This is a genomic window from Pseudomonas sp. CG7, assembly GCF_023701885.1.
Lineage (GTDB): Bacteria > Pseudomonadota > Gammaproteobacteria > Pseudomonadales > Pseudomonadaceae > Aquipseudomonas > Aquipseudomonas zanjanensis.
The window spans coordinates 24,536-41,169 of sequence record NZ_JABAEE010000028.1; the positions used below are offsets into that span (position 1 = coordinate 24,536).

The following is a 16,634-nucleotide window of genomic DNA, read 5'->3' on the forward strand; positions in this document are numbered from 1 at the left end:
GCTCAGCGCTCCAGTTGTTTGTTTTCCTGGGCCACCATCGACGTGCCCGCCAGGGGCAGGCGCAGCGTGAAGCAGGTGCCTTGGCCCGGCGCCGACTGCACTTCCATCTGGCCCTTGTGGTTGTTGGTGATGATGAAATATGAGACCGACAGTCCAAGGCCGGTGCCCTGGCCGATCTCCTTGGTGGTAAAGAAGGGTTCGAAGGTGCGCTTGCGCACGTTCTCGCTCATGCCGATGCCGTTGTCCTCGACCTGGATTTCCGCCCACGGCGGATTCAACCGTGTGCGCAGGATAATACGCCCGGGCTCGCTGTCGTCCTGGCGCTGATGAATCGCCTGGGCGGCGTTTTTCAGCAGGTTGAGCAGCACCTGTTCCAGTTCGTTGGCCGTGCCGGGCACCGGCCCCAGGTTCGGGTCGAACTGGCGGATGATCGCCTGGCCCTTGAAGTCGAAGCCGATCGCCAGGTCGAAGTCGTTACCGGCGATTTCCACCGCCTGGTCGATCAGTGCGGGCAGGTCGCAAGGCGCCATTTGCCGGGTGCTGCGCCGGCTGAAACTGAGCATGTGGGTGACGATTTTCGCCGCCCGGGCGCCGGCTTGCTGGATGCCGTCGAGCAACTGCGGAATCTCGCGGCTTTCCAGGTAGCGGTTGACCACCGGCAATTCGATGCCCAACTGCTCGGCCTGTTCGAGGTTCTTTGGCAACTCCGGTGACAGCCGCCGACGGATGTTCTGCACGTTGTGCAGGATGGCGCCCAAGGGGTTGTTGATTTCATGGGCCATGCCCGCCGCGAGGCCACCGACCGAGAGCATTTTTTCCGATTGCACCATCATTTCTTCCAGCGACAGGCGCTGGGTGATGTCATCGATGCGGATCACCACGCCACGCCCGGCGCCGCCCATCAACGGGTAGAAGGTCAGGGCGTAATGCCGGGCTTCGTCGTCCTTGGTCCAGGTGACGCGTTCGATCTTGGCCACCGTGTGTTGCTCGACGGTCTGCTTGAGTTGGGGCAGGTACGGCTTGAGTGGTTCGAAGGCGAGGAAGATCGGCTGGTTCAAGGCCTCGTCCAGGCGCGTGCCGGAGAGGGCGCTGGCTTCCTGGTTCCATTGGGTCACGTAGAGTTGTTCGTCGAGGGCGATCAGCGCCGACGGCATGGAGTCGATGATGCTGTTGAGGTAGTTCTGGAAGCCCGTGAGTTTTTTCTCGATCTTGCTGCGCACCTGGACTTCCAGCTCCAGCTTGCGATTGGTATGGCGGGTTTCTTCCGCCAGGCCCTGGGCCTGGTCGTAGGCGGCCTGGGAGTCGTCCCGCGCGCGCTTGAGTTGCTGTTCCCGGGCTTCGATCCGCGACAGCATGGTATTGAACGCCTCGGCCAGGCTGCCGATTTCATCATGGTTGCCCCGGGCGGCGCGCAGGGCATAGTTTTCCTCGCGGGTAACCTGGCGTGACAGCTCTTCGAGCTGATGGATCGGCTGGGTGATCAAGCGTTTGATCTGCTGGGCAATGACCAGCCACAGCAACACGCTGAAAATCAGGATGCCAAGGCTGGCGGGCAGGGTGCCGGTGTAGAACGCCGTGGGCAATTCGCTGCTGGCCACCAGCAACAGGTGGCCGGGCTCGGTGCCGGGACGGGGCAGGGTAATGACCTTGTTGCTGCGAAATTCACCCGCTTGCCAGGCTTGTATGTTGCGGTAATGGTCCGGCAGCTTGAGCTTTTCGCCCTGTTGCAGCTGTGCCAGGCGCTCGCCCTGGCCGTCGTACAGCGCCGCCGCCCGCAGCGGTGCATAACTGTTGAGCTCGTCGAGCAGGCGTTGGGCACTTTGGGGCGATTGCAGGGCGTCGGAGATCAGGCTCGGATTGGCGATCAGCCGGCCAATGGTCTGCAGGGCCTGGGGCGCCATGCTTTCCTGGGAAATGTAGTAGGCGGCGCTGATAAAGGTCAGGTTGGCCACCAGCAGCACAGTGGTCAACAACACCAACAGGGCGGCCAGCAGTTTCTGGCCGACCGGGAGGTTTTCAAGGCGCTGGCGCAATGGCATCAGACTCGTCGTTAAGAAAGGAACACGAGGGCCAGCGTAGCCGCTGCTCAGTCGCTGGGCAATCCGAGGTTGTTCAAGTGGGCAATCAGCCGCTGGCGCAGTTGTTCCAAGTGCGGCACGGTCAGCTCATGGCGCTGGGCGACCTTGCAGGCGTAACCGAGCAAATAGCTGATTTCGGTACGGCGCCGATTGGCCACATCCTGGTACATCGAGGAGTAATTGGCGGCCGTGGCCTGGATCACCCGCTCGACTTCCGGCTGCAGATCCTCGGCTGCCGCGGGCTGGCCGCAGCGTTCGAGCAAATCCGTGAGTTCCGCGCACAGGGTCGCCACTTCGCAGCGGTGTTCCTGCAGGCCGCCGTTCTTGCAGTGATGCAGCACGGTCAGCGGGTTGATTGCGCAATTGAGCGCCAGTTTGCGCCAGAGGCGGGTGAGGATCTCGGCGCTCCATTCGTGGGGGATGCCAGCGGCGGCCAGGTCGTCCAGCCAGAACGGTGCCACCGGGTGAGCCGGGTCGCCCAACCAGGTGTAGCCATGGCCGGCGAACACCACGCGCCAGTCACCGTCGCGGAACGCGCCTTCGGTGCTGGAGGCGCTGATGCAACGGGCCTGGGGCACGCAATTGGCCACCGCGTCCTGGCTGCCGAGGCCGTTCTGCAACAGGATCAGCTCCGATTCGGCGCCCAGGCGATGGGCCACCGACGTCACCGCCGCCTCCGCGTCGTAGGCCTTGCAGGCCAGCAGCAGGCGCTTGATCGGCTCCGGGCTGTCTGCCGTTTCGCCCGGCACCGGGTAGCACTGCGCCTGGCCCTGTTCCACCAGTGTCAGGCCCCCGACGCTGCGGTAGGCCTGCAAGCGCGCTTCGTTGCGCAGCACCAGCCGCACCGGCAACCCGGCCCGGGCCAGGCGCGTGGCCCACAACGTGCCGAGACTGCCGGCCCCGAGAACATGCCAGGTGGTCGACATCAGTTTTTTACTCGGATTGGCGCAGGCATCGGAGGGCTCGCAGTGTCGGCAGGAAAAGAGCCGTTATAATGAGCCCGATTTTAACCACAAGCCAAGCGCGCGCCGTTGATACTGGCGCGCCTTTTTATTTGGAGAACACTACATGCCGTCATTCGACGTGGTATCCGAACTGGACAAACACGAAGTCACCAACGCGGTTGAAAACGCCGTCAAGGAACTCGACCGTCGTTATGACCTCAAGGGCAAGGGCAGTTTCGAGTTCAAGGAAAAAGACCTGACCGTGAACCTGACCGCCGAGGCCGACTTCCAGCTCGAGGCGATGATCGAGATCCTCAAGCTGGCCCTGGTCAAGCGCAAGATCGATGTGCAGTGCCTTGAGGTCAAGGACGCCTATGCCTCGGGCAAGCTGATGAAGCAGGAAGCCGTGCTCAAGGAAGGCATCGACAAGGAGCTGGCGAAGAAGATCGTCGCTCATATCAAGGACGCCAAGCTCAAGGTGCAAGCCGCCATCCAGGGCGAGCAGGTGCGGGTCACCGGCAAGAAGCGTGACGACTTGCAGGAAGCCATTGCGGCACTGCGCGCCAAGGCATTCGACATGCCCCTGCAATTCAATAATTTCCGCGACTGATTTCGGATTTTCGCGGTTACCGTGGCGAGGGAGCTTGCTCCCGCTTGGGTGCGCAGCACCCATCAATAGGGCCGCTACGCAGCCCAGCGGGAGCAAGCGCCCTCGCCACACAATGCCGCGTGCAACAGGAATAAGGAGAGTTAGATGGACTTGAACGCTGAAGTGGACAACCTGGTCAAGGCTTCCCAGACCTGGATTCCCATGATCATGGAATACGGCAGCCGCGTGCTGCTGGCCGTCCTCACCCTGGCCATCGGCTGGTGGCTGATCAACAAAGTGACGCAGAAACTGGGTGCTTTGCTGGCCCTGCGTAACGCCGACCTGGCACTGCAGGGGTTTATCAGCACCCTGGCCAACATCATTCTGAAGATATTGCTGATCGTCAGCGTCGCTTCGATGATCGGTGTGGAAACCACTTCGTTCGTCGCCGCCATCGGTGCCGCCGGCCTGGCGATTGGCCTGGCCTTGCAAGGCAGCCTGGCGAACTTCGCCGGTGGCGTGCTGATCCTGCTGTTCCGTCCGTTCCGCATCGGTGACTGGATCGAAGCCCAGGGCGTGGCTGGTACGGTCGACAGCATCCAGATCTTCCACACGGTGTTGCGCACCGGTGACAACAAGACTGTCATCGTGCCCAACGGTAATCTCTCCAACGGCATCATCACCAACACCAACCGCCAGCCGACCCGCAAGGTCGTATTCGATGTCGGTGTGGATTACCAGGCCGACCTGCAAAAGGCCCGGGAAGTGTTGCTTGAGTTGGCCAAGGATGAACGCGTGCTGGCGGATCCGGCACCTGAAGCAGTGATTTCCACCTTGGGCGACAGTGCGATCACGGTGTCGTTGCGTATCTGGGTCAAGACCGCGGACTATTGGAGCGTGATGTTCATGCTCAATGAGCTGGCACGGGATCGCTTGAAGGACGCGGGCATTGATATTCCGTTTCCACAACGAGTGATTCGGGTGGTTCAGGAAGGGCCGGCGCAATAACGACTTGAATATAACCTGGCACTGGAGTCAGGTTATGTTTAGTTAGCTTGCTATTTAAGAAGTTGTGCTAGAGCTGACATTGCAAAGGACATAAAAAAACCGCTCACCTGATCAGGTGAGCGGTTTTTTGTTTGTTGCGGGTGAAGCTATCGAACTAGCACTGAATTACAAGATGCTCAGTGGGTATTCGACGATTACGCGGAAGTCGTTGTTGTCTCGGTTGCCACTGGCGGTGGTGTAAGAGGTGTTGGTGCGGTAGAAAGCGCTACGAACACGGAACGACAGGTCTTTGGCTGGACCGCTTTGCAGAACGTACTTGGTTTCGAAGTCCCATTCGTGCTCTTTTGCTTCGCCATCAGCGGTGGAAATGTTGTCACCGGTAACGTAACGAGTCATGAAGCTCAGGCCAGGAACGCCGTAGGTTTTCATGTTCAGGTCGTAGCGAGCCTGCCAGGAACGCTCGTCCTGACCGTTGAAGTCGGAGTACTGGATGGAGTTGGCGAGGAAAATGGTACCGCCGCCGTCAACGCCGTACACGTAGCCGGTATCACCGGTGGAGCGCTGGTGAGCCAGGGTGAACTTGTGGGCACCGATGGCATAGGCTGCTGCGAGGGACCAGATGCGGTTGTCAACGTCGCCGCTGAGCTTCTGGCCTTGGTCCTGGCTGTCATAACCGTTGAAGTCGAAGTTCAGGGACTGATCTTCGTTGATCGGCAGGGTGTAGTTCAGGTTCAGGTATTTCTTTTTGTAGTGGTCTTCAACATCGGAAGCCGCTACGCCACCGACGAAATTGTCGGTGAACTGGTAGGTCGCGCCAACGATGTCAGCGGATTTCAGGCCAAGGCCGTCATCACCCATGCCAGTTTGCGAGCTGATGGCGTTGAAACGACCTGCGGTCAGCTCCAAGCCTTTGATTTCTTTACTGGTGATCAGGGTACCAGTGGCACCTTCCGGCAGCAGACGGCTGTCGTCAGTGGAGAAGACCGGGCTGGTAGTGAACTGGTTACCGTATTTCAGGACGGTGTCGGACAGGCGGAATTTAACCGCGCCACCCACTTTAGATTGTGTGTCTTCCAGGTTGCCGTCGCTGTCACTAGCGAACAGACCGTTACCGGCACGACCGCTGCCGCCATCGATGCGAACGGTGCCAAATGCGAAGCCGTCAACGCCTACACCAACGGTGCCTTGAGTGAAGCCCGACTCGTAAATGGCACGAGCGGCAACACCAGACTCTTCACGATAACTTTGACGAGTGTTTAGTTCGTTCTTGAAATCACGGTTCATGTACAGCGCACGGGTCAGAACAGTCAAGCTCTGATCTTCGATAAAACCCTTGGATTCCTCTTGGGAGGACGCCATTGCGAACTGCGAGGTACCGGCCGATACAGCCAGTGCGATCATGCTCCACTTCATCACGCGCATCGTGATTTGCTCCTTTGGTTTTTAGAAGAGTACTGCCGTCCCACCTGTTTTTTTATCTGGGCGGCTCTTTCTTTTTGTGTCGGCGCAAACTTATATCACGTCGACATTCTTTGGCGATACTTGCCCATTCAACCTTTCAGCTTCTTTACGACCCTGTCGCCAATGGCTCGATCCATGTCGCATTTCAGCTGTTCCGACGCAACCGTATTCACAACTTTTATGTTGTTTTCTTTTTTCGGCGTCGGTGTAAAGAGTCCGTCATTACCGCGTTTGAAGCTCCTGTGGGCAGCCTTGCCACTTTAATTTGTATGTCGGCAGGTTCTCGCTTCCGGCGAGACCTTTGGACAGTGCGGGTATGAATGCAACAAGCATGCTCAAACCCGGATTTCGTTTACATTTTTTTCACATTTCAGCGGTTGACGCGGTGAAACCTCATGAAACCGGGCTCCAAAGGCCTTGTTTTAAATAGGGTTGACTCGTGTGTAGCTCTCGTGTTTGACACCGACAAACGTGGCAAGACAACCAAAAATGTTACCGGTTCACCCTACCCAGTGAGTAAATCACGGATGCTTTGTGCACTGAGGGTAGACGCACTGTGCTGTTTTGGTGCAAAAAATTTTCAGGTTGTACGAAAATCTTACAGCGTCGAGGCTTTACCTGGGCCCTGGCACGGTCCTTTCAGGGTATTGCCGTACCGCTTGCGCTGTGTTGGTGCGACCGCTTGCACAAGTTGATGCTCGCGGGATGAAAAATCCTTCGAAGCAATGAGCATCGGGACGCTACGCAGTGATCGATCCGGCGTTCGCGGGTATGCTGCGCATCTGTGTCCGATGCAGGCCTGCGGGTCGCTGAGCCGGGCAGAATCGATAACGAGGAGTACGCACGGTGTTTGCCTTAGATCCACGACTGCAACAAGACACATTGCCCATCGGCGATTTCCCGTTGTGCCGGTTGCTCTTGTCCAATGATTCCAATTACCCGTGGTTCATTCTCGTGCCGCGGCGAGAAAATATCAGCGAATTGTTTCAGTTGGATGACATTGATCAATTGCAGCTGTGGAAAGAAACCGCGGCGCTGGCCGAAACCCTCAAGGATTCGTTCGATGCCGACAAGATGAACGTTGCAACCTTGGGTAACGTCGTCAGTCAATTGCACATGCATGTCATCGTGCGCAAGCGCGATGATGCCGCCTGGCCGGCGCCGGTCTGGGGCAAGCACCCGGCCCGGCCTTATAATGCAGGGCAGGTCGCGGGCATTCGTGAACGGGTGCGGGTGGCCCTGGCCGATGATTTCAAGTTTCTGGAGGGCTGAACCATGAACCTTGAAGAACGCGTAACCGATCTGGAAAGCCGCCTGGCGTTTCAGGATGACACCATCCAGGCATTGAATGATGTGTTGGTGGCGCAGCAACGGGTGGTCGAGCGTCTGCAGCTGCAGATGGCGGCGTTGCTCAAGCGCCAGGAAGAAATGGCCGGGCAATTCGAGTCGTTCGAAGAAGAGGCACCACCGCCTCACTACTGACGTGGCCCGATTGACGGGCAATAAAAAACCGCGAGCAGCCAGGCTGCATCGCGGTTTTTTTACGCTTGGATCAGCGGCGCGGCAGCGCGGCGATCACGTCTTCGGCCTGCAGCCCCTTGTCGCGATTCATCACGGAGAATTCCACACGCTGGCCTTCCACCAGGACACGATGGCCTTCGCCGCGAATGGCCCGGAAATGCACGAAAATATCATCGCCGGAGTCGCGGGAGATGAAGCCGAACCCTTTGGACGTGTTGAACCACTTCACCGTGCCGGTATCGCGGTTGGACATGTCGTAGTTCTCCGCAGCGGCGGCCGGCGACGACTTCTTGTAGAAGCTGACGGCCAGGTGCAGTGCCACGGCGAACAGTGCCGCGCCCAGGCTGAACAGAATGGCCGGTTGCCCGCCGATTTCCGGCATGGGCGCCAGCAGGGCCAGGGTTTGCAAGGCAACGGCCAGCACCAGCAGGACGCTGACCAGGTTTTGCAGTTGATGACGTGGACCTTTGTTCCAGTAAGGGATGACGGGCGCAAGGGTCAGGTTGAGCAGGCCGAAAAAGGCCAGGTACAGTGCATCGGGGTGTTGCAGGTAAGGTGTGGCTTCGGAACCCAGGCTAGGGATGAAGGACAGCAGCAGGGCAGCTGCGCCCATTAGCAAGTGGACGATTTTCAACATTTTGATTGGCTCACGGTTAAGACAGATCACAAGGAAGAGCGGGTCGGGCACGGTTCGCTTCGAAACAATGAGAGGCGTTGGACACGTACCCGAACCAGCCTATGCGCTACGCCCGGGAAAATAAGCGTAGCGACACACTGCCTATTTAACAGCAAAGCTGGGGCCTTCTCAAACCTGTTACGGGCGTGCGTCGCGCTGTTCGTCGGCCAGAAAAGGCTTGCGGCTGCTTGAAGGTGTCAGGCAAGCGGCGGTGAATTTTCCAGGGTATCGGAACCGCCGGCGGTCCTGGCTTGTCGGTTCTGGAGGGCTGGCGATCTGTCGCAGGCCGTGGGCGGCCAAAACCACTAGAGTGGGTAGGGCTGTTGTCGAATTCATCACTTTCAGGAGATCAACCCCCATGGCAATTGATATCGGTATCAGTGAAGAAGACCGCAAGTCCATCGTCGACGGGCTTTCGCGCCTGCTGTCGGACACTTATGTGCTGTATCTCAAGACCCACAATTTCCACTGGAATGTCACAGGGCCGATGTTTCGGACTCTGCACTTGATGTTCGAGGAGCAATACAACGAGCTGGCCCTGGCGGTGGACCTGATCGCCGAGCGAATCCGCGCCCTTGGCTTCCCGGCCCCGGGCGCCTACTCGGTGTATGCGCGCCTGTCTTCTATTAAGGAAGAGGAAGGCGTGCCTGCCGCCGAAGACATGATCCGACAACTGGTCGAGGGTCAGGAGGCGGTGACGCGTACGGCCCGTGGCATCTTTCCTTTATTGGACAAGGTCAGCGACGAGCCCACCGCTGACCTGCTGACCCAGCGCATGCAGGTCCACGAAAAGACCGCGTGGATGCTGCGCGCGCTACTCGAAGGCCAATAAGCCCAGACGGGGATGACGTGGGGTGGGGCTTATTGCCTGCACGTGCCGTGTAGGACGACGTAATTCGTCGCCGGCCTGCTGTTGGCTTGTCCTACGCCCATGGTCATAAAGTCATCTGGAACTGGCGGTGCCGTTGAGCTTCCATAGAGCCACGGATGGGTTGTTCCAACCCAGAGGCTCGTATGGCAAAGGAGTGTCAACGGTATGATTCAAGGAAAAGAACCCGGAGAAGGGGGGCGAGGGCGGTTCCAGCCCATCAGCGTCGACCCGTTCGTCCGGGGGTTCGATATGCAGCTGGCCCGGCCCCTGGCCCGATCCATTCGCTTGAACGGGTTCGCCACCTGTCTGCGGCTGGAGCAGGTTTATTGGGATATCCTCGGCGACATGGCCGAGCTCAACCGCTGCTCCATCAGCACGTTGCTGTCCCATGTGGACAGGGAAGTGCACCTGCGTCACGGCGGGGTGCGCAATTTCAGCGGGTTGGTGCGCGTGGTCTGTGTGGTGCACAGCTTGAAAGAGGCGGGAATGGATCATCGTGTGGTCTAGCCCCGTCAATGGTTGCGAGCGCGGTGTCCCCCAGGGGAATGAGTTCATTCGTGGCGAGGGAGCTTGCTCCCGCTGGGCTGCGCAGCAGCCCTCCTTGTGAGCGCTTCGCACTCAAGCGGGAGCAAGCTCCCTCGCCACAATGAGTCGCGCAAGCCTTGAATGAACAAAAGGATCGGCAATGACTGTGCGGTCTTACGGCTGCACAGGCCGCATTTAATGGATATAATCCCGCTCTTTGCCGCAAAGCCTGCCTTTGCGCGTGTAACCTGATCGCCGAGACAACCCCATGCCGATGTACGACTACCAATGTGCTTCCTGTGGTCATCAGATGGAAGCCATTCAAAAGATCAGCGCTGCACCGCTGGTCGATTGCCCTGCCTGCCAGGCGCCGGAACTGAAAAAGATGCTCTCCATGCCTGGTTTCCGCCTTGGCGGCACGGGCTGGTATGAAACCGACTTCAAGACCGGCGCCAAGAAAAACCTGGCCGGTGGCGACAAAGCTGCTTGAGTTGAATACGCGCGAGTTCTTGCACGGGCAGGGCCTCCAACCGAATGTCGAATTACGAGAAGTGAAACCACTACCATGATGCGCAGCCAGTATTGCGGCCAACTGAACGAAAGCCTGGAAGGTCAGGAAGTTACTCTTTGCGGATGGGTCCATCGTCGCCGTGACCATGGCGGGGTGATTTTCCTCGACATCCGTGATCGTGAAGGCCTGGCCCAGGTGGTGTTCGATCCGGATCGCGCTGAAACCTTCGCCACCGCCGACCGCGTGCGCAGCGAATACGTCGTCAAGATCACCGGCAAGGTGCGCTTGCGCCCGGCTGGCGCCGGCAACGCCAACATGGCGTCGGGCTTGATCGAAGTGCTGGGCTACGAGCTGGAAGTGCTCAACGAATCGGAAACCCCGCCGTTCCCACTCAACGAATACTCCGACGTCGGCGAGGAAACCCGCCTGCGCTACCGCTTCATCGACCTGCGTCGCCCGGAAATGGCCGAGAAGCTGCGCCTGCGTTCGCGCATGACCACCAGCATTCGTCGTTACCTGGACGAGAACGGCTTCCTCGACGTCGAGACGCCGATCCTGACCCGCGCCACGCCGGAAGGCGCCCGCGACTACCTGGTGCCGAGCCGTACCCACCCCGGCAGCTTCTTCGCCTTGCCGCAATCGCCACAGTTGTTCAAGCAACTGCTGATGGTGGCCGGGTTCGATCGCTACTACCAGATCGCCAAGTGCTTCCGCGACGAAGACCTGCGTGCCGACCGTCAGCCTGAGTTCACTCAGATCGACATCGAGACCAGCTTCCTCGACGAAAAAGACATCATGGGCCTGACCGAAGGCATGATCCGCAACCTGTTCAAGGAAGTGCTGGGTCTGGAATTCGGCGAGTTCCCGCACATGACCTTCGAAGAGGCCATGCGCCGCTACGGTTCCGACAAGCCGGACCTGCGTAACCCGCTGGAACTGGTGGACGTGGCCGACCAGCTCAAGGACGTCGATTTCAAAGTGAACAGCGGCCCGGCCAACGACCCGAAATGCCGTATCGCGGCCCTGCGTGTTCCAGGCGGCGCCAGCATGCCGCGCAAGCAGATCGACGACTACACCAAGTTCGTCGGCATCTACGGTGCCAAGGGCCTGGCGTACATCAAGGTCAACGAGCGCGCCGCCGGTGTCGATGGCTTGCAATCGCCGATCGTGAAGAACATTCCTGAAGCCAACCTCAATGTGATCCTCGATCGCGTCGGTGCGGTTGACGGCGACATCGTGTTCTTTGGTGCCGACAAGGCCAAGATCGTCAGCGAAGCCCTGGGCGCGCTGCGCATCAAGCTCGGCCACGACCTGAAGCTGCTGACCTGCGAGTGGGCGCCGATGTGGGTCGTCGACTTCCCGATGTTCGAAGAAAACGACGACGGCAGCTTCTCCGCGCTGCACCACCCGTTCACCGCGCCGAAGTGCTCGCCTGAAGAATTGGAGGCCAACCCGGCCACCGCTCTGTCGCGCGCCTACGACATGGTCCTGAACGGCACCGAGCTGGGTGGCGGTTCGATCCGTATCCATCGCAAGGAAATGCAGCAGGCCGTGTTCCGCCTGCTGGGCATCAACGAAGCCGAGCAGGAAGAGAAGTTCGGTTTCCTGCTCGACGCCCTGAAGTACGGTGCACCGCCCCACGGTGGCCTGGCCTTCGGCCTGGACCGCCTGGTGATGCTGATGACTGGCGCCCAGTCGATCCGTGAAGTGATCGCGTTCCCGAAAACCCAGAGCGCGGCCGATGTCATGACCCAGGCGCCGGGCGTAGTGGACGCCAAGGCGCTTCGCGAGTTGCACATCCGTCTGCGTGAACAGCCTAAGGCTGAGTAAGGCTGGCACCTGAGAGGGCGCATCTTCGGATGCGCCTTTTCATTGGCGTCGATATTTCTGATTGTCGGCCACTGCGCACGCGCAGGGCGGGCAATGTTCCAAAGAGAAACGGAGCGAGTTATGGCAGGTCATTCCAAGTGGGCGAACATCAAGCACCGCAAAGAACGTCAGGATGCCAAGAGAGGCAAGATCTTCACCAAGTGGATCCGTGAGCTGACGGTCGCGGCCCGCCAGGGTGGCGGCGATCCGGGTTCCAACCCGCGCCTGCGCCTGGCCCTGGACAAGGCCTTGGGTGCCAACATGAGCCGCGACATCATCGACCGGGCCGTCGCCCGTGGCGCGGGTGCGACCGAGGCCGACAACGTTGAAGAACTGACCTATGAAGGTTATGGCCCGGGGGGTGTGGCGGTGATGGTCGAATGCATGACCGACAACCGCAACCGTACCGCTGCCGCCGTGCGTCACGCCTTCAGCAAATGCGGTGGCAACCTCGGCACGGACGGCTCGGTGGCCTATCTGTTCGAGCGCAAGGGGCAGATCAGCTTCGCCCCGGGCCTCGATGAAGATGCCCTGACGGAGGCGGCCCTGGAGGCCGACGCCGATGACGTGGTCAGCCATGAAGACGGCTCGTTCGACGTGTTTACGTCGTTCTCCAGCTTCTATGCCGTGCGCAACGCCCTGGAGGCGGCCGGTTTCAAGCCTGCCGACGCGGAAATCGTCATGCAGCCGACCACCAGTGCCGAACTGGACCTGGAAGGGGCCGAAAAGGTGCTCAAGCTGATCGACATGCTGGAAGACCTGGATGACGTGCAGAACGTTTATTCCAACGCTGATATTCCGGAGTCGGTGGCTGAACAGCTGGGTTGAGAAAACCTGTTCAAACATTGACGATTGCCATTGATCAATTTGTGGGAGCGAGCTTGCTCGCGATAGTGGTACATCAGTCAACACTGCGTTTGCTGATCCGACGCCATCGCGAGCAAGCTCGCTCCCACAGGGTCGCAAAGCTCCTCTTTAAGCCGCAGGCGTTATGACTTTAATCCTTGGTATCGACCCTGGTTCGCGCATCACCGGCTACGGTGTGGTTCGCGATACCGGGCGCGGCTGCGTGTATGTCGCCTCTGGTTGCATCCGCACCGGGGCGGGTGAGCTGCACGAGCGCTTGCAGATCGTTTATCGCGGCGTACGCGAAGTCATCCAGACCTACGGCCCGGTGACCATGGGCATCGAGCGGGTCTTCATGGCGCGCAACGCCGATTCGGCCCTGAAGCTGGGGCAGGCCCGGGGTGCGGCCATCGTGGCGGGCGCCGAGGAGAACCTGGAGATCGCCGAATACACCGCGACCCAGGTCAAGCAGGCGGTCGTCGGCACGGGAGCGGCGAACAAGGAGCAGGTGCAAATGATGGTGATGCACTTGTTGAAACTGGTCAGCAAGCCACAGATCGACGCCTCCGACGCCCTGGCCATCGCCATTTGCCATGCCCACACCCGCTCCAGTCTGTTGCCCCATGGCCTGGGAACCGCACGCAGTCGTGGCGGACGCCTGCGTCTCTGATAGCATCAGCGCTTCATTCATGAACCCGAGCCCGTTGCGCCTGTATCGTCGGCCTTAATGCTCGTGTTGTTACTCGCCAGCCTGGGGCTGGCCAACGCCCAAGGATCTGAAACGTGATTGGACGCTTGCGCGGCACCCTGGCTGAAAAACAGCCGCCGCACCTGATTCTGGATGTAAACGGCCTGGGCTATGAGCTGGAAGTGCCCATGACCACGCTGTATCGCTTGCCGTCGGTCGGCGAGCCGCTGACCCTGCACACCCATTTGGTCGTGCGCGAGGATGCGCAGTTACTCTATGGTTTCGTCGGCAAGCGCGAGCGGGACTTTTTCCGCGAGCTGATCCGTCTCAATGGCGTCGGTCCGAAACTGGCCCTGGCCTTGATGTCGAGCCTGGAAGTCGACGAACTGGTGCGTTGCGTGCAGTCCCAGGACACCTCGGCCCTGACCAAGGTGCCGGGGGTGGGCAAGAAAACCGCCGAGCGCCTGCTGGTCGAGCTCAAGGACCGCTTCAAGGCCTGGGAGGCGGTGCCGGCCATGTTCGCCCTGGTGCCGCACCAGCCGGATGCGCCGGTGCCAGCGGTCAGCGCCGAAAACGATGCGGTCACCGCGCTGATCTCCCTGGGCTACAAGCCTCAGGAAGCCAGCAAGGCGATTTCCGCCATCAAGGAAAAAGGCCTGAGCACTGAAGACATGATTCGCCGTGCCCTGAAGGGAATGATTTAAGTGATTGAAGCTGACCGTCTGATCGCCGCCACGGGCGCGCCCCGTGACCGCGAGGAAATCCAGGATCGCGCGATGCGTCCTGTCCGCCTGGCCGACTACATCGGCCAGCCGACCGTGCGCGAGCAGATGGAGCTGTTCATCCAGGCCGCCCGTGGGCGCAGCGAATCGCTGGACCACACCTTGATCTTCGGCCCGCCGGGCCTGGGCAAGACCACCCTGGCCAATATCATTGCCCAGGAAATGGGCGTCTCGATCAAGAGCACATCGGGGCCGGTGCTCGAACGGCCGGGCGACCTGGCGGCGCTGTTGACCAACCTTGAGCCTCATGACGTGTTGTTCATCGACGAAATCCATCGGCTGTCGCCGATCGTCGAAGAAGTGCTGTACCCGGCCATGGAAGACTTCCAGCTCGACATCATGATCGGCGAAGGGCCGGCGGCGCGCTCCATCAAGCTCGACCTGCCGCCGTTCACCCTGGTGGGCGCCACCACCCGCGCCGGCATGCTGACCAACCCGCTGCGGGACCGTTTCGGTATCGTCCAGCGCCTGGAGTTCTATAACAACGCCGACCTGGCGACGATCGTCAGCCGCTCGGCGGGCATCCTCGGGTTGCCACTGGACCCCGCCGGGGCCTATGAAATTGCCCGGCGTGCCCGGGGTACGCCGCGCATCGCCGCCCGCCTGCTGCGTCGGGGGCGGGATTTTGCCGAAGTCCGGGCCAAGGGCCACATCACCAAGCCGATTGCCGACCTGGCGTTGAACCTGCTGGACATCGACGAGCGGGGTTTCGACCACCAGGACCGGCGCCTGCTGCTGACCATGATCGAGAAGTTTGACGGTGGCCCGGTGGGCGTGGCCAGCCTGGCGGCGGCCATCAGCGAAGAACGCCACACCATTGAGGATGTGTTGGAGCCTTACCTGATCCAGCAGGGCTACATCATGCGCACCCCACGCGGGCGCGTGGTGACCCGCCATGCCTACCTGCATTTTGGCTTAAACATCCCGACACGAATGGGCGAGATGCCGGTGGTAGACGAATTCCTCGATGCCGTGGACGATTGAACGAGCTCCGAATGCCGACTTTTTTCCAGTTCGTGCTGTCCCAGACGACGCCTGGAGCGTCAATGCGTTCGAGAATGAAAAAACAGTTGCCTGGCCGATTGGCAACCTGAGGAGTAAGCACTAGAGTATGCGCGCGCAAAACGGGCTGGAGTCGTTCGCACATCGCTGTCGCGTTTATTACGAGGACACCGATGCTGGCGGCATCGTCTACTACGTCAATTACCTCAAGTTTATGGAACGGGCTCGAACCGAACGGCTGCGGGAACTGGGTTTTGCCCAATCCGCGCTGGCAGGGGAGGACCTGTTATTCGTCGTGCATTCCAGCGAAGCGCGCTACCACGCGCCGGCGCGACTGGACGACGAACTGGTGGTAAGTGCCGATGTCATCGAATTGAACCGTGTCAGCCTGCGCTTCAAGCAGCAGGTCAGGCGGGCTACGGATAACGTGCTGCTCTGCGAAGGGCAGTTTTTGGTGGCCTGTGTGCGCACCCATAGTTTGAAACCCCGGGCCATTCCCGAAGCTCTACGCGCGGCCTTTGCCGGCGTGAGCGGCGCGGGTACACACTCAGAGCAGGAGATAAAGCGTGGAAGCTAACGTCGTCGACCATTCCTCCATGTGGAGCCTGGTCAGCAATGCCAGCGTCGTGGTGCAACTGGTAATGCTGACCCTGGTAGCCGCATCGGTGACCTCATGGATCATGATCTTTCAGCGCAGCAACATGCTGCGCGCCGGTCGCCGTGCCCTGGAGAGCTTCGAAGAGCGCTTCTGGTCCGGCATCGACCTGTCCAAGCTGTATCGCCAGGCCGGCAGCAACCCGGACCCGGATTCGGGCGTCGAGCAGATCTTCCGTGCCGGCTTCAAGGAATTCTCCCGCCTGCGCCAGCAGCCCGGTGTGGATCCTGAAGCGGTCATGGAAGGCGTGGCCCGTGCCATGCGCGTCGCCATCTCCCGCGAAGAAGAGAAACTCGAACAGGGCCTGCCGTTCCTGGCGACCGTTGGTTCGGTCAGCCCGTACATCGGCCTGTTCGGTACCGTGTGGGGGATCATGAATTCCTTCCGTGGCCTGGCATCCGCCCAGCAAGCGACCCTGGCCACCGTGGCCCCAGGTATTGCCGAGGCACTGATCGCCACCGCCATCGGCCTGTTCGCGGCGATCCCGGCCGTTATCGCCTACAACCGCTTCGCTGCCCGCAGCGAAACGCTGACCAGCCGTTACTACACCTTCGCCGATGAGTTCCAGGCGATCCTGCACCGCAAAGTGCACACCAGCGAAGAATAAG

The 16,634-nt window shown here is 60.1% G+C and carries 18 protein-coding genes; 14 read left to right on the forward strand and 4 right to left on the reverse strand.

Going from position 1 to position 16,634, the window contains the following annotated elements; translation table 11 throughout:
- Nucleotides 1–2 precede the first annotated feature (2 nt).
- Both HGO40_RS13500 and HGO40_RS13505 read right to left on the reverse strand, forming a co-directional pair.
- Nucleotides 3–2,039 (reverse strand): sensor histidine kinase, encoded by a 2,037-nt coding sequence (locus tag HGO40_RS13500; protein WP_250963407.1) that lies wholly within the window; start codon nucleotides 2,037–2,039, stop codon nucleotides 3–5.
- Nucleotides 2,040–2,086: 47 nt separating this feature from the next.
- Nucleotides 2,087–3,004 (reverse strand): putative 2-dehydropantoate 2-reductase, encoded by a 918-nt coding sequence (locus HGO40_RS13505; protein ID WP_250963408.1) that lies wholly within the window; start codon nucleotides 3,002–3,004, stop codon nucleotides 2,087–2,089.
- Nucleotides 3,005–3,146: 142 nt separating this feature from the next.
- Here HGO40_RS13505 and HGO40_RS13510 point away from each other — a divergent pair, with 142 nt between their 5' ends.
- Nucleotides 3,147–3,632 (forward strand): YajQ family cyclic di-GMP-binding protein, encoded by a 486-nt coding sequence (locus HGO40_RS13510; protein ID WP_186706362.1) that lies wholly within the window; start codon nucleotides 3,147–3,149, stop codon nucleotides 3,630–3,632.
- A 144-nt stretch (nucleotides 3,633–3,776) separates the two neighbouring features.
- Nucleotides 3,777–4,619 (forward strand): mechanosensitive ion channel family protein, encoded by an 843-nt coding sequence (locus HGO40_RS13515; RefSeq protein WP_250963409.1) that lies wholly within the window; start codon nucleotides 3,777–3,779, stop codon nucleotides 4,617–4,619.
- A gap of 165 nt (nucleotides 4,620–4,784) precedes the next feature.
- On the opposite strand, the gene HGO40_RS13520 is transcribed toward HGO40_RS13515, so the two are convergent.
- The gene (locus tag HGO40_RS13520) at nucleotides 4,785–6,041 is read right to left on the reverse strand and encodes an OprD family porin (RefSeq protein ID WP_250963410.1); all 1,257 of its coding nucleotides are present in this window, start codon (nucleotides 6,039–6,041) and stop codon (nucleotides 4,785–4,787) included.
- A gap of 885 nt (nucleotides 6,042–6,926) precedes the next feature.
- Here HGO40_RS13520 and HGO40_RS13525 point away from each other — a divergent pair.
- Together HGO40_RS13525 and HGO40_RS13530 are read left to right on the forward strand one after the other, a co-directional pair.
- Complete coding sequence (locus tag HGO40_RS13525) at nucleotides 6,927–7,352, forward strand: HIT domain-containing protein (RefSeq protein ID WP_250963411.1); 426 nt, start codon at nucleotides 6,927–6,929, stop codon at nucleotides 7,350–7,352.
- A gap of 3 nt (nucleotides 7,353–7,355) precedes the next feature.
- Nucleotides 7,356–7,562 (forward strand): SlyX family protein, encoded by a 207-nt coding sequence (locus tag HGO40_RS13530; RefSeq protein WP_060740896.1) that lies wholly within the window; start codon nucleotides 7,356–7,358, stop codon nucleotides 7,560–7,562.
- A gap of 70 nt (nucleotides 7,563–7,632) precedes the next feature.
- Here the strand turns inward: HGO40_RS13530 and HGO40_RS30530 are convergent, their stop codons facing one another.
- A complete protein-coding gene (locus HGO40_RS30530) occupies nucleotides 7,633–8,238 on the reverse strand; it encodes a cold-shock protein (RefSeq protein WP_284739099.1) in 606 nt (201 codons plus the stop codon).
- A 397-nt stretch (nucleotides 8,239–8,635) separates the two neighbouring features.
- Between HGO40_RS30530 and HGO40_RS13540 the strand changes: the two genes are divergently transcribed.
- The 10 genes from HGO40_RS13540 to tolQ all read left to right on the forward strand — a co-directional run bounded on the left by HGO40_RS13540 (nucleotide 8,636) and on the right by tolQ (nucleotide 16,633).
- Nucleotides 8,636–9,109, forward strand: coding sequence for a Dps family protein (locus tag HGO40_RS13540; protein WP_053124624.1), 474 nt, complete (start codon nucleotides 8,636–8,638; stop codon nucleotides 9,107–9,109).
- Between the two features lie 204 nt (nucleotides 9,110–9,313).
- A complete protein-coding gene (locus HGO40_RS13545; RefSeq protein WP_250963412.1) occupies nucleotides 9,314–9,655 on the forward strand; it encodes a ribbon-helix-helix domain-containing protein in 342 nt (113 codons plus the stop codon).
- A 286-nt stretch (nucleotides 9,656–9,941) separates the two neighbouring features.
- A complete protein-coding gene (locus HGO40_RS13550; protein ID WP_250963413.1) occupies nucleotides 9,942–10,163 on the forward strand; it encodes an FmdB family zinc ribbon protein in 222 nt (73 codons plus the stop codon).
- Nucleotides 10,164–10,238: 75 nt separating this feature from the next.
- Entirely contained in the window at nucleotides 10,239–12,014 is a 1,776-nt protein-coding gene (gene aspS / locus HGO40_RS13555; protein WP_250963414.1) for an aspartate--tRNA ligase, read from the forward strand.
- A 120-nt stretch (nucleotides 12,015–12,134) separates the two neighbouring features.
- Nucleotides 12,135–12,881, forward strand: a complete 747-nt coding sequence (locus tag HGO40_RS13560; protein WP_250963415.1) for a YebC/PmpR family DNA-binding transcriptional regulator — start codon at nucleotides 12,135–12,137, stop codon at nucleotides 12,879–12,881.
- Between the two features lie 163 nt (nucleotides 12,882–13,044).
- On the forward strand, nucleotides 13,045–13,569 hold the full coding sequence (ruvC, locus tag HGO40_RS13565) for a crossover junction endodeoxyribonuclease RuvC (protein WP_014339919.1): 525 nt from the start codon (nucleotides 13,045–13,047) through the stop codon (nucleotides 13,567–13,569).
- Nucleotides 13,570–13,682: 113 nt separating this feature from the next.
- A complete protein-coding gene (ruvA, locus tag HGO40_RS13570) occupies nucleotides 13,683–14,291 on the forward strand; it encodes a Holliday junction branch migration protein RuvA (protein ID WP_250963416.1) in 609 nt (202 codons plus the stop codon).
- Entirely contained in the window at nucleotides 14,292–15,353 is a 1,062-nt protein-coding gene (gene ruvB / locus HGO40_RS13575; protein ID WP_250963417.1) for a Holliday junction branch migration DNA helicase RuvB, read from the forward strand.
- 127 nt (nucleotides 15,354–15,480) lie between these two features.
- Nucleotides 15,481–15,948: a tol-pal system-associated acyl-CoA thioesterase gene (ybgC, locus tag HGO40_RS13580; protein ID WP_003205037.1), complete on the forward strand. Its 468-nt coding sequence runs from the start codon at nucleotides 15,481–15,483 to the stop codon at nucleotides 15,946–15,948.
- A complete protein-coding gene (gene tolQ / locus HGO40_RS13585; protein WP_030140798.1) occupies nucleotides 15,938–16,633 on the forward strand; it encodes a protein TolQ in 696 nt (231 codons plus the stop codon). The genes ybgC and tolQ overlap by 11 nt, the downstream gene beginning before the upstream one ends.
- Nucleotide 16,634: the final 1 nt, after the last annotated feature.